The organism is Acinetobacter sp. YH12072 (assembly GCF_013419565.1).
GTDB lineage: Bacteria > Pseudomonadota > Gammaproteobacteria > Pseudomonadales > Moraxellaceae > Acinetobacter.
Genome location: NZ_VOZV01000012.1, coordinates 1 through 13,128, shown reverse-complemented (window position 1 = coordinate 13,128; position 13,128 = coordinate 1). Strand labels below are relative to the sequence as shown.

General features: G+C 41.9%; 11 protein-coding genes and 2 pseudogenes. 7 read left to right on the top strand and 6 right to left on the bottom strand.

Going from position 1 to position 13,128, the window contains the following annotated elements:
- Window positions 1–71: 71 nt before the first annotated feature.
- A complete protein-coding gene (gene mtlD / locus FTU19_RS06890) occupies window positions 72–2,198 on the bottom strand; it encodes a bifunctional mannitol-1-phosphate dehydrogenase/phosphatase (RefSeq protein WP_180130521.1) in 2,127 nt (708 codons plus the stop codon).
- A gap of 318 nt (window positions 2,199–2,516) precedes the next feature.
- Here mtlD and FTU19_RS06885 point away from each other — a divergent pair, with 318 nt between their 5' ends.
- The 5 genes from FTU19_RS06885 (at window position 2,517) to FTU19_RS06865 (ending at window position 6,645) form a co-directional block, all read left to right on the top strand.
- On the top strand, window positions 2,517–3,461 hold the full coding sequence (locus FTU19_RS06885) for an ABC transporter permease (protein ID WP_180104845.1): 945 nt from the start codon (window positions 2,517–2,519) through the stop codon (window positions 3,459–3,461).
- A complete protein-coding gene (locus tag FTU19_RS06880; RefSeq protein ID WP_180130519.1) occupies window positions 3,461–4,342 on the top strand; it encodes an ABC transporter ATP-binding protein in 882 nt (293 codons plus the stop codon). Before FTU19_RS06885 ends, FTU19_RS06880 begins: the two co-directional genes overlap by 1 nt.
- Window positions 4,343–4,421: 79 nt before the next feature.
- The gene (locus FTU19_RS06875) at window positions 4,422–5,429 is read left to right on the top strand and encodes an isopenicillin N synthase family oxygenase (protein ID WP_180130517.1); all 1,008 of its coding nucleotides are present in this window, start codon (window positions 4,422–4,424) and stop codon (window positions 5,427–5,429) included.
- Entirely contained in the window at window positions 5,426–6,307 is an 882-nt protein-coding gene (locus FTU19_RS06870; protein WP_180130515.1) for a hypothetical protein, read from the top strand. Before FTU19_RS06875 ends, FTU19_RS06870 begins: the two co-directional genes overlap by 4 nt.
- A gap of 8 nt (window positions 6,308–6,315) precedes the next feature.
- Window positions 6,316–6,645, top strand: a complete 330-nt coding sequence (locus FTU19_RS06865; RefSeq protein WP_180130513.1) for a multidrug efflux SMR transporter — start codon at window positions 6,316–6,318, stop codon at window positions 6,643–6,645.
- 285 nt (window positions 6,646–6,930) lie between these two features.
- Here the strand turns inward: FTU19_RS06865 and FTU19_RS06860 are convergent, their stop codons facing one another.
- The 4 genes from FTU19_RS06860 to FTU19_RS16315 are packed head-to-tail and all read right to left on the bottom strand — an operon-like array spanning window position 6,931 to window position 10,322.
- On the bottom strand, window positions 6,931–7,953 hold the full coding sequence (locus FTU19_RS06860) for an ABC transporter substrate-binding protein (RefSeq protein ID WP_180130511.1): 1,023 nt from the start codon (window positions 7,951–7,953) through the stop codon (window positions 6,931–6,933).
- Window positions 7,950–9,758, bottom strand: coding sequence for an allophanate hydrolase (gene atzF, locus FTU19_RS06855; protein ID WP_180130509.1), 1,809 nt, complete (start codon window positions 9,756–9,758; stop codon window positions 7,950–7,952). The genes FTU19_RS06860 and atzF overlap by 4 nt, the downstream gene beginning before the upstream one ends.
- On the bottom strand, window positions 9,755–10,207 hold the full coding sequence (locus tag FTU19_RS06850; protein ID WP_099339103.1) for a CopG family ribbon-helix-helix protein: 453 nt from the start codon (window positions 10,205–10,207) through the stop codon (window positions 9,755–9,757). The genes atzF and FTU19_RS06850 overlap by 4 nt, the downstream gene beginning before the upstream one ends.
- The gene (locus FTU19_RS16315; RefSeq protein ID WP_257225439.1) at window positions 10,200–10,322 is read right to left on the bottom strand and encodes a hypothetical protein; all 123 of its coding nucleotides are present in this window, start codon (window positions 10,320–10,322) and stop codon (window positions 10,200–10,202) included. Before FTU19_RS16315 ends, FTU19_RS06850 begins: the two co-directional genes overlap by 8 nt.
- 618 nt (window positions 10,323–10,940) lie before the next feature.
- On the opposite strand from FTU19_RS16315, the gene FTU19_RS06845 reads away from it, so the two are divergent.
- Together FTU19_RS06845 and FTU19_RS06840 are read left to right on the top strand one after the other, a co-directional pair.
- A complete protein-coding gene (locus FTU19_RS06845; protein WP_180130507.1) occupies window positions 10,941–11,948 on the top strand; it encodes an OmpA family protein in 1,008 nt (335 codons plus the stop codon).
- Window positions 11,949–12,024: 76 nt separating this feature from the next.
- Window positions 12,025–12,960, top strand: a pseudogene (locus FTU19_RS06840) (AAA family ATPase); the annotation flags it as partial.
- A 34-nt stretch (window positions 12,961–12,994) separates the two neighbouring features.
- On the opposite strand, the pseudogene FTU19_RS06835 reads toward FTU19_RS06840, so the two are convergent.
- Window positions 12,995–13,128 (bottom strand): annotated as a pseudogene (locus FTU19_RS06835) (IS5/IS1182 family transposase); the annotation flags it as partial.

Below are 13,128 nucleotides of genomic sequence, written 5' to 3'. Positions count from 1 at the left end.
ATTATAAATTTATAAAATTCCATAAAAAAAGACCCAGAATCGTTCTGGGTCTTTTTATTTACTGCTGATATTTAGCTGAACGCTTGCTGCAAATCCAGTTGCATGAATTTTTGCAAGGACAATTTTCCAGCAATCATCTGATTGATGAATTGTGACATTTCATCATACAAGGTCTCATATAGTTGCGGCTCTAATGCCATATGTCTTAACTGGATCTGTAAATGCATCAACAGTTCCTGCTGCTCACATTCACCCTGTTCCAGAGCATAGATATAACCTAACACTGCGCCTTTTAAAACCACATCAGACGGTAAACTATATTTAAGCAAGGTCGATAATGAACCCATAACCCGTTCATTGTGTTTCAGCTTTCTTAAGGGTTCACGCCCTACACGTGCACATGGGTCCTGATAAGCATAGGCACAGGATTCAGTAAAACTTTGTGCCAGACGTTCCAGATCTGAAGCATGCTTAGGAATCTGGTAACAGAGACCATGCTTCACCTGCGCTAAGGCCTGCTGCATGAATTTTCTGACCGCATGATCTGACATGGCCACGCCAATGGTCTGATGACCGCGCAGGCTGGCATACCAGGCCATCATCGCATGCACACCATTCCATAAGCGGTTTTTAATCAGCTGGATATTGGCAATATCATCTACCAGAATCATCTGGCGCATTTTAGCCAATAATGGACTGTTATTTTCCACATAGATTGGCATATCCGTTTCGGCATTAAACAGAATCAGATCCATTGACTGTAGAATATGACTTGGCTGAAAATTACGGCGCAGGTCTTCAATATATAAGCCCGCCTGATGTTCCTGCTCTGCATTCAGGGCTGTAGAATCATCCAGATCCACTACGGACAGATCTTCATCCAGCTGATACTGCTTGAACATGTTGTATTTGATGCGCAGCTGACGGTACAGTTTCTGGTCGGACAGTTTGGATACCATACGGTTCACCACTGTGTCACAGAAATAATGCTGATCCATAATGTGCTGCGCTGTCTGTTCATCCGTAATCTGTTTCAGACGGCTCAGAATCTGCTGCATCACCAGCTGTTTGGCCCCGATTTTATTCAGGATAATTAACAGCGTCAGCGGCTGTTCCTGCTGCTCGTAGGCCAAGTATCGCGCATATAAACCCTGTGCAATTACTTCTGCTTCAGAAACCAGAGCTTCCTCAGGGACACAGACTGCCACCAGACTGGATTCAATATACATGTTCTGCATTTGCTCCAGATCATGCGCATCAATCACACTCATATTTTCAATACGCTGGTCAAAAGAGTTCTGACCATAACGAATGCAATAGGTGCCAAACGCATTTACGGCAGATTGATAGAGTGGATTACGCGTTGAGGCAATAATTTTACGGGGACGTGTATAACCATCCCAGTGTGATAACACCTGAGCCAAATAACCACCGCCAATTGCACCGAAGCCGTGAATCCCGACCGTTAACTGATTCAGCGTTTGCGGAAATGCGGTCTCAAGTTCTGGCATTTCCAGAACAGGAACAAACTGGTTCAGGTCTGTCAGAAAATCTTCCATTGTTTCATAATAATACTGGGCTTGTGCCAGCATCGATTCATTCGGCGTTTTAATATCTTTAAAAAGTACCGTCATACCGCCTGCATCATAGGCAGATCGTAGACCATTTTCAGAATCTTCAAACATCAGGCATTGAGCCGGACTTAAATTGATTTTTTCGGCTGCACTGATAAAAATTTCTGGATGAGGTTTCCCCTGTTTAATCTCATCGCCACACACCAGTACATCAAAAAATTTATAGACATTGGCATTGATCAGATATTCTTCTGCGATCGCACGTCGGCTCGAAGTCGCCACAGCCATTTTCAGGCCTGCCTTGCGTAGGCGTTCCAGTACTTGTAATAAACCTTTTTTAATTGGAACACCATAATTGCGTACATGTTCTAGTTCCAGTACATCAGCACGCTGGCGGATCTCGGCATAAGGAACATCTTGTCCATAACGCTCTTTGGCCAGCTGCTCGGCACTACGGGCACTTAAGCCCAAACACTGCATTAAATAGTTTTCAGAAAATTCGACGCCGATCAGCTCACGCGAAGCTTGTTGCAAGGTTTGAAAGCGCAAGCGTTCAGTATCAAACATGGTTCCATCCATATCGAAAATTGCGCCGTGTACGATTTGATTTTTAAATTCTAGCATTGCTCCCCTTTTATAATTCAATGAGTTAAGAAGTGGACAATACCTTAAGGAAAATAAGAGATTAAATAAACCGATGTAAAGATATGAAATAGTTCTGACTATAAATTAATCAATAAAGACTAAAATACGATTATTTATGTTTCTGGATGTAATCAAACTGTTAACTTAAGTAAGTTGTTATTCCTGCCTATCAGTTTAAATTTTTCTTTTGAAATATCAGTTTATTTTATCATTTTGAATGTTTCTGCTTATTATGGCATTCATTTTGCTTAATCAGTATTACGTTTTATAAAAATTGTAATATTGAGGGGCAACACTATGAGTTACGTTGCACGTGAACTCAGTCAAAGAAATAAAATACTGTTTGGCTTGGGGTCTTTTTTAATACCGATCTTGATTTGGTGTGCAGTCAGTTATTTGCCATTTATCTGGCATCCACAAGTCCAGATTGCCGATTCAGGCAGCGTTAGCTATTTACAGGTCGGTAGTCGTATTGATAAGGATATCTTTTTCTCTGCTGCGCAATCCGCCGTGGATCAAGGTCTGGCGCCGCCCCAAGGTATTCTGGTCAATCCGATCTATCTGCCTGCCCCGCATGAAGTGGCGATCGCGTTGGTCACTGCATTTACCACAGAACCTGCTCAGGCCAATGCCCCATGGTTTCATGAAAGCCTGTGGCACAGTATCAAACTGGTGTTTACTGCCTTCTTTATTTCTTCCCTGATCGGTATTCCACTCGGTATTTTATGTGGCTTCTCTAATAAAATTTCCCAACTGACCGAGCCATTTGTTGAGTTTTTCCGCTATTTGCCAGCCCCAGCCTTTGGTGCGCTTGCGGTAGCTATTTTAGGCATCAATGATGCACCAAAAGTAGCCATCATTGTGATTGGAACCCTGTTCCAGCAAATCCTGATCATTGCCAATACTACACGACTGGTAGATCGCAGTCTGATTGAAGCCGGTTTTACCCTGGGTACTAATAAATTAAAAAGCCTGTTTCATGTGGTCATTCCAGCGGCCCTTCCTGAAATTTATCGTAACTTACGCGTACTGCTCGGCTGGGCATGGACGTACCTGATCGTGGCTGAACTGATCGGTAGTACGTCTGGTATTACCTGGTTTATTACCCAGCAGGCCCGTTATCAGAATTTTGACAATGTCTTTGCAGCGATCCTGATCATTGGGGTAATTGGTCTGCTCTGTGACGTGATTTTAATGAAATTGGGACAACGCTTATTTAAATGGAAACCGGGAGCAAACTGATGCAAAACACTGAATTTAATACCCACGAATATTTTGACAAGATTTATAGCCGTCCAGTCATCCTGGAAGCCAAACAGCTCACTCAATCCTTCAAGCATGGCAAAACTGAACGCACCATTTTAAATGGCATTGACCTGAAAATTCATAAACGTGAGTTTATCTGTGTGATTGGTCCATCGGGTTGCGGTAAATCGACCTTTAGCCGCGTTGTTGCTGGGCTTGATCCTTATACCAGCGGTGAAATTCTGGTGGATGGCAAGCCGATTACTGGCCCAAGCCCGGAACGTGGCATGGTGTTTCAGGGCTATACCCTGTTTCCATGGAAGACCGTGAAAGAAAACATCATGTTTGGCCCGAAAATGAAAGGTCAAAGCAATGCTTCTGCTGAAGCGCAGGCACGTGAATGGATCAACATTATTGGCCTGGAAAAATATCAGGATCAGTATCCGCATCAACTCTCAGGTGGGATGAAACAGCGTGTGGCGATTGCCCGCGCCTTGGTCAATGAACCTAAAGTACTACTGATGGATGAACCTTTTGGTGCATTGGATCCTCATACGCGCCAAAAAATGCAGCGTCACCTGATGGATCTGTGGCAAAACATCGACATCACCATCATTTTCGTGACCCATGATATGGATGAAGCCATCTTGCTGGCAGACCGGATTGTGGCGCTGAAAGCCAATCCAGGTGAGATCAAAGAGATTATTGAAGTGGATTTGCCACGTCCACGTCATCCAGATCTGATGCTGACTCCGGAATTTAAACAGCTTCGCGAGCACGTTAATCATCTGGTACATGCACAGGAGGATGAGTTGGATCCTGCACTAGCCGATCTTCCAGAAATTCCACGCTTGACCAAAGTCAGCACGAGCAAATAATCCATTTAAAAAAAGAGCCTTTGGGACGACCCAAAGGTTTTAGTCGCTGTGTTGGACGACCAACAATAAGGTGATTGCAATGCAAGACCAATACGTACTTCCACTCGTCGATATTTCCAAAATGCAAAATCCACATCTGGCCGATCGTCTTGAAGTTGCGGCAGCTTTAGACCAGGCCTGTAAAGATGTCGGATTCCTTTATCTTAAAGGAGATCAGTTTAATTTTGATTATGCCACGTCACTGGTTGAACTGGCCAAATCCTATTTCGAGCAGGATCTGGACACAAAAATGCAGCACTATATTGGCAAATCCAGTAACCATAGTGGTTATGTGCCAATTGGTGAAGAACAGTTCGCAAGCAACAGTTATGACCTCAAAGAAGCCTATGATGTGAATTATGACTATCAGGGTTCTAGAAAAGACTGCCCATTGCTTGGCCCAACCTTATGGCCTGCATATCCAAATTTTAAAGCCATTGTCAGCCAATATTACGGTCACTTGCGCACCATTAGCGAACAAATTTTTTCTGCTTTTGCCCTGGCTCTTGGTGTCAAAGAAGATTTCTTTGCCGATAAAATTAATGATGCGCCAAGTCAATTGCGCCTGATTCATTATCCGTACAATCCGGATATCAAAGATGCCGAAGGCATCGGCGCACATACCGACTATGAATGCTTTACCCTGCTATTACCAACTGCGCCAGGTTTGCAGGTGCTGAACAAAGCTGGCGAATGGATTGATATTCCATTGATTGAAAATACGTTGGTGATGAACATTGGAGACATGATGGAAATCCTGTCCAATGGCAAATACCTGGCAACCAAACACCGCGTAAAAAAAGTCTCTGAAGAACGTTATTCCTTCCCGCTGTTCTGTGCCTGTAACTATGACACGGTGATTGAACCGGTGGTAAAAACTGATGATTCCAAATATAAGCCTTTGATTGGTGGTGAACACCTGTTTAATCAGACCGCACAAACGTTCCAGTATTTAAAACAGCGAATTGCCAATGGTGAGCTGGTTCTAAAAAATGCCGTTCCACTGTCTTCCTTTGGTTTAAATGAAAAATCGGAGGCAGCATCATGAACCTATTAGAAGCCATAAAAAAATTAACGCCAACAACTACTCAACCTGAAGTAGTTCCGAGCTTTTTATATGGGGCATTTCGCAGGAAAAGCATCAGTTTCTTTAATGGCCTGACCGATCAAAACACCATTGTGTACTGGTTCCAGTCACGCAGCTTTACTATTGATCTACGCCTGAAAAGTCAGAATGACACACCAGTGACAGAACGTCAGGGCTGGATTGGCAATACGGTATGGGATGATGCAACGCAGCTCTTGTCATGGGAAGTTGAAGACTACGCCAATTATCAAAATCATGTGCAGTGGCCTGAACCGGCCAAACTACATGCGATTGGTAACTGCATTCTGGAATTTTCACCAAGCAATGTCTATGTCGAAGACTGGCGTCAGCAAGTGAAGAAAGGGCTGTTCTTAGGCCTACGCTTAGAATCTGCGGTAGATGTCCAATCAGGTGCAAAACTGCAAATGGATGGCGGTCTGATCATCTGTGATGATCATATTGCCTATGCCCTGACCCGTTTGCCAGAGATGCAATCTCAAGTTGCAGAACTAGATATCAAGTCAGCCGATACTACTTCATTTGATCTATTACAAAGCTTTGAAGTCTCTATTGGCACCCAAGGTTTAAGTAAAACCTACAGCACCCGTACCGGTGAAACAGGCAACGCCTTTGATCTGGACAATTTTGAAATTCTGGATGCAACCCGTCTGGTCCAGCATGTGGTTCTGGATGGTCGTGCAATTGACCTGATTTTTAAGATTGATATCTACCAACCTGAATATGAGTTTCAGCACAAGACTAGCACGACTACAGAAGCTGAACAGTGGATGAGCAAAGAACAGAATCACCTGCTGCATCATGCAGAACGGGTGTTATAAGGAGGAATATGGCTTTTTTATATCTATCCGTTGCTATTATTGCAGAAGTCATCGCGACTTCTGCACTAAAGGCCTCCAATGGCTTTAGCGTACTCTGGCCTTCAATCACCACCTTTGTTGGCTATGCGATTGCCATTTTCTTTCTTTCCATGGCCATGAAAACCATCCCAATGGGCATTGCTTATGCCATCTGGTCCGGTGCAGGTATTATCCTGATTTCTACAGTGGGACTGCTGGTGTTCAAGCAGCTTCTGGATATTCCGGCACTGATTGGTCTGTCATTCATGATTGTGGGAATTATTTTTATTAATGTCTTTTCCAAAAGTATTGAACTTTAATTTCTTAATATTAGTGTTTTTCATCAGTCATTTTTTAATTACTAAGAAGTAAATTCCCTCTCCTTGTAGGAGACTTGCGGAGCATGCTCCTCAGGGAGAGGTTCTCTCTAATAAATACCCTCATCCTCTTGCAAAGCTATGCTTCTCATCCCAGAGGGAGAAGAAACTTTCAATATCCATTAAATTTGAATATTAATGATCATTTTTCGATTTATAAAAGATATTTACACATCTAACAATAAAAAATCCCCGAAACTGGGGATTTTTTATTGTTTGGATTTCGACTTATTTCAGCTCTTGTACCAGCGTTGGAACAATCACACTATCCACATTCATTTCAGTGCTATAAATGCCATTAGTGACGTTAAACTTGTTGACGTGATAGCTTGAACCATAGATCGAATCGAAACCCTCACCTTTGGTAAAGACTTTTTTGTTCGCTTCCAGATCCAGCAAATGGGTACCATCTACAAACTGCATATAGGCTTTAGCATCAACACCGACACGTTTCGACATGATTTCTACAGCATCTGCACGTGTTGCCGGGTCATTGATATATTTAACAGTTTTATCCCAAACTTGAATGACCTTTTTCCATTGCTCTTTATTGGCTTCCAGATGCGCAGGATTCACGGTCAAGGTGTCGTAAATCAGACCAGCTTTATCTTTAGAGCTGAAAATAATTTTTGAACCAGCAACCGCAGATAAGGCCTGATTCGCGACTGGCTGCCATACCGCAATCGCATCAATATCCGCTGTTGCAAAGACCTGTGGCAGTTCATTGGTCATGGTATTGACCAGTTTCACTTCATTCAGTTTAACCTTTGCATCATCCAGAGCAGTCGATAGCAGCAAGTGATCGACCAGACCTTTTTCAGTGGCAACAGTTTTACCGCGTAAATCCTGAATCGAATTAATGCCATTCTTGGCAATAATCACGTCATTTCCAGCTGAATAATCCGTCGCCAGAATCATCATGCCTTTAGTACCACCAGAGCCAGTCACCAGATTATCACCATTGGTTACCATGACTGCATCCAGCTGATTTGCTGCAAAGGCAGACAATGAAGCAGAATAGTCAAACCATTTAAAATCTGCATTCACACCTGCTTCTTTTAACCAGCCTTTTTCAATCGCCACTTGCCAAGCCACCCAACCTGGCCAGTCGCTATAGCCGATACGAATCGGCTGAGTATTTACATTGCCTTTGGCCTGACCAGAGGATTCTGGAACTTTCGCCGTATTGTCACAACCACTGAATAAAATGGCACCGCAAACCGATGCTGCCAGAGTAGCTTTTTTGATCATTGTGCGATTTCCCCTATGCAATTACATTTAAAACGCGTATTTGAAAGTTGTTTTGATTTGATAAATTCACGCCAACCGCCGAAATGACTGATGTCAATTGCATCTTCAAGCGCATAGCCTTCGCAGATAAAACCTTTAACCCAGCTGCCATCTGCCAGCTGTACATTGCCAATGCCCAGCGGTGCCGGAACTTCTGCCACGATCTGACCAAAGTTGGCAAACGGAATCTCCCAAACTTCCACTTCGATTTCTTGACCTTTACTGTGATGCTGCAAACCTGGTTTTGGTGGTGTGGTATTTTTCAGTGCAAACAGTTTGTAGCTGGCTGCGGTTTTGGTTTTTTGCACTAAAGTGCCACCACGTGTGGTGAGCTGGAAGTTCAATGGCATACCAGTCAGATGCGCACCGACGACTGCCAGTTTTACTGCATGCTGTGACTGAATCTGGCTTGTTTGTTCATAAGTTTTTTGCGAAGTGCCCAGTGTTAAAGCTGTTGCCTGCTGCCAGCTCTGACCAAAGTTCGCCAGTGCCTGATCCATCCAGGCGGGTGCAATAAAGGTCACCCCACTTGGCAAACCATCAGCACGAATTGCATTAGGCAGTGCCAAAGCCGATAAATCCGCAAAATTCACAAAGTTGGTATAAGCGCCCATGTGGCTGTTTTTGACTAATGGATCCGCTTCCACATCAGCAATCTTGTAGATGGTTGGAGCCGTTGGCACCATCAAGGCATCAAAGTCTGCCAGCGCCAGATTGATCTGACGAGCCAATTGCGCTCGTTCATATTCCGCCTGCATCATATCGACAGCATTAAAGTTGTCTGCCTGACTGATGATCTGGTTGATCACCGGATGGGTCACCTCACGAGAAACCAGTTTTTCAACAGCGTTGGTTCGTTCTGCTACCCAAGCCTTGTTATACAGTGCTGAAGCCAGCTGATTGAAAATGCTGAAATCAATGGCTTCAACTGCATAACCCAGCTGTTTTACACGAGTAATTGCCAATTCAAAGGCTTTTTCAGTTTCAGCATCGCCATAGAATTCCAGTTGTGCCGGAATGGCAATTTTGCCTTTGGAAAATTGGGTTGGTACATTGGCTGGATGTTGGCGGGAATATTCATCTGTCGCGTCATAGCCTTGCATAATCTGCGCAACTTGCCAGGCATCATCAATAGTCAAGGCAAAGACTGAAATCACATCAATAGTGCGGCACGCTGGCACCAGACCTGTGGTAGAAAACCAGCCTTTGGTGGGTTTTAAGCCGACAATATTGTTATGTCCAGCTGGTACACGACCGGAGCCAGCGGTATCCGTGCCTAAGCTAAAGGGCACCTGACCATTGGCCACGGCTACAGATGAACCCGAACTTGAACCGCCACTGATATATTCCGGATTAAAGCTGTTTTTTACTGCACCGTAAGGTGAACGTACTCCAACTAAACCAGTTGCAAACTGATCCAGATTGGTTTTACCTACGACAACTGCACCTGCTGCTTTTAATTTAGCCACCACCGTCGCATCGCTGGTTGCGAGATAAGATGCTTCTTTACAGGCTGCAGTGGTGTAAAAACCGGCAACATCAATATTGTCTTTGACTGCGAATGGAATGCCGTAGAGTGGCAATTCGGCTGGTGATTTTCCTGTTAAGGCATCAATTTGTGCTTGTAATTGTTCTGCAGATGCAATTGAAATCCAGGCATGATCATCATTATGAAATGATGCAACATAATCGATCAGGTCCTGTAACTGAATCTGCTGCTGTTGGTAGGCGTTCTGCCAGTCTTGAATTGTCCATAAAGTATTCATGACAATACTCCTTTATTGGTATTTTGGGGAATGGGAGGCATCACGGCATCCATCAGTTCCAGGTGTCCTTTGAGCACCCCTTTTAATGCAATAAATTGTTCGCTAATTTCTTTTAAATCACTGCTCACGCCCTGCATCAGCATGACTTGCAGGACTTTCTGATCATCCAGCTGGATATGCAGCGAGCTGATCACCTGTTCCAGATATTGCTGTTGCAAATCGACCAGCTGGGAACGTAACGGTTTCAGGCTGACGTCATAAACCAGGGTCAGTGTGCCGACCATGACTTCATCACGAGAAACTAGTTCATCAATCAGGTGGCGATTAATCATGTCGACAATGGCCTGCGAGCGGCTTTCATAATGTTGCTCGACAATTTTCTGGTCCATGGCCTGTAAGGTGGTTTCCGGCACGGTGATACTGATTCGTGCCAATTTTGGTTTAGACACGTCTGCTTTCCTTGAGTGAATCTTGTTTGACATAAAGCCCGGCGCGAACGCTGAGCAGTTCAATTAAAAATTGGGCAAATGGATGCAGCTTGGCTTTTTTACTTTGATTATTCATGCGCATCTCCTCGGTATTACTGAATGTAAATTTCGTATTACTTTAGGAAATGCAGAAAGCGTGCCAGTTTTAGGTCGGGGAATTTGCTAATTAGGAGGAGAAAAGACAGAAATTCAGCTCAAAAAAAGCCCCATCAACGATTATGGGGCTTATTTGGAATCAAAATGAGTGAATTAATTCACCAAGAGGTCGTTAAATTAATCATGTACTGTAATTATTTTTAGACATGATGGATTGATCGAGAATTGCGTCTGGTTCTTCAAGTAATATGCTCTCCTCTTTTAATTCGGTATATAAATAAAAGCAGAAAATATGCCAAATATAAAGAGTTTTTTATTATTTAAAAAGTTTTTTAAAACAGTGAGTTGAAACTTAATAAATGCTACAAAATGTGTCTGAAATATTTATGCGCCAAGAGTGATCAAACTTGCACCAAAACGATATCAAATGGGGTTTCATGGTACAGTTTTCGGTAATGAAATCTTCACCCCTTACCCTCCTGTAGCCTTAATTTTGGATGCTAAAACCATTTAGATTTAGGGTTCGATTAAAATTTGCACTACAAGCTAATTTCTATACAATAAATTCCATAAAAATGCCGAACAATAAGGAAATTTAATGAAGACTGCCACTCTCCTTCGTACTGCCATTCTTTGTACGCCTTTTATTTTTGCGGCATGTAGCAAAACCGAGCAAGCAGAAACCTCCAAAACCGAAATCCAGCAGGAAGACACCACGCAAGCTGCCGAAACGGCACAAACACAAACTTTTGACCTGAATAAAATCCCTCTGAGCACAGCAACACTCGGTGACTTTCCTTATATTGCCCTGCCAGACGGTTATATCTATCAAAATACTGAACAGCGCAATTTTGAGCGTGTTCCATTCTGGACAGGACAGCAACTGGAATGGGTCGAAGGACAATTATTCAGCTCAGGCATTACCTCGAAGCCGGAATATAAAGAAGGCAATTTTTTAGAAATTCAGCGTAATCTGGAGAGTGTGATCAAGGATTTGGGTGGTGTAGAAATTGCCAATAGCCAGATTCCCAAAGACATCATCGAGAAAATTCCGAAGGATTTTCAGGTGCAATATTATGCTGGCCTGGGTGATATTTTTAACTACCCGACCAAGACTTATGTAGTTCGCCAGGAAAATAAGTCTGCATGGTTCCAGCTAACCCAATCTGGCAACTATATTTCGCTGATGGTGGCTGAATCCAAACCTTTAAATGTGACTGCCAAAGCGCTCACCTCAGATGCGCTAAAACAAAGTCTGGATCAGGACAATAAAGTCAGTGTACAAATTAACTTTGCAACGGATAAAGCGGAGATATTGCCGGACTCGCAAGCGCAAATTGAGCAAATTATTGCTTTATTAAAAGACAATCCGGATTTAAAACTGGGCATTTATGGTCATACCGACAATACCGGTGATGAAACACATAACTTAAAGCTGTCTGATCAACGTGCGCAAAGCGTGGTTGCTGCCCTGACCAAAGCGGGTATTGAAAGCAGCCGTTTAACCTCTAAAGGTTTCGGGGATACGCAGCCTGTTGCAGATAATGCGAATGAAGATGGTAAGGCGAAAAATCGTAGAGTGGAGTTGGTGAAATTGAAAAAGTAAGTCTATGAGGCTTTGAAAAAGTTTTAAAAGTGTACCATTACTGATAAATTAGCCTCCATAATTCAGGGGCTTTTTTATGACAGAAAAATTATATTATTGGGCTGAAAATATAGAGAATTATAGTTCTGATAATGCTGCAGATTATTCTGAAGTTGTAGAAGTTAAACGGTTGAATTTTTTTATTGGAAAAAATAATTCTGGAAAAAGTAGGTTTCTTAGAAGTCTTTTCGTAAATAACTATCCATGTGGAATATATAAATATAAAGAACTATTAAAGAATTTAATAATTTTAAAAAATAAACTTCCTCAAATAGATGATGTTTTGGGATACAGTACAACTCATTCAGACATTAAATCTTTATACAAAGATTTAATTAAAAATCTTTCTGAAAAAAGAGTTGATCAATTGATTTACCTTAATTCTTCCATAAAGGGGCATCTAGAAAGAAATTCAAAAATACATAATTATTTAGATAATTATAGTTTATTTGAACTTAATGATGAAGATTTAAAAATTATCTCTGGTTTTTTCAAAGAAAAATTCTATATTCCTATTCTACGTGGTATGCGTCCTGTAACAGACTTAGAAAATAAGCAGCCCTACATAGAACGTGCTAAAAAAGATTATTTCACCAATTTAAGTAAATTTACTTCCCAAAATATTATTACAGGTGAATGTCTATACCATGAACTTAAAATTCATCTATTAGGTGAACCTGAACAACGTGATTTAATTAAAAATTATGAAGCAAAATTAAGTCAATATTTTTTTGATAACGATCCAATTTCTCTAATACCTAAACATGACCAAGATGTTGTGAATATCAAAATAGGTAATGACAGACAATTTCCTATTTCTCAATTAGGTGATGGTTTACAACAAGTTATCATTTTAACTTATGAAGCTTTCATAAAAAATGATGCCGTACATGCTTTCTTTATTGAAGAGCCTGAACTTCATATGCATGCCGGTATGGTTCGTCAACTTATGAATTTCTATTTAAATGAAACTAGGGTCTGTTGACACTTACTGTTCATAATTAACCCTATAACGGTAGCCATAAAAATATACAGGCTAAGGCAACAGAACTTTGATAATTTCTTTTGAGCTTGTCATATCGAGTAGCTATTCCTCTAAATTGCTTTAATCTACAAAACATATTTTCAACTAAATGCCTGA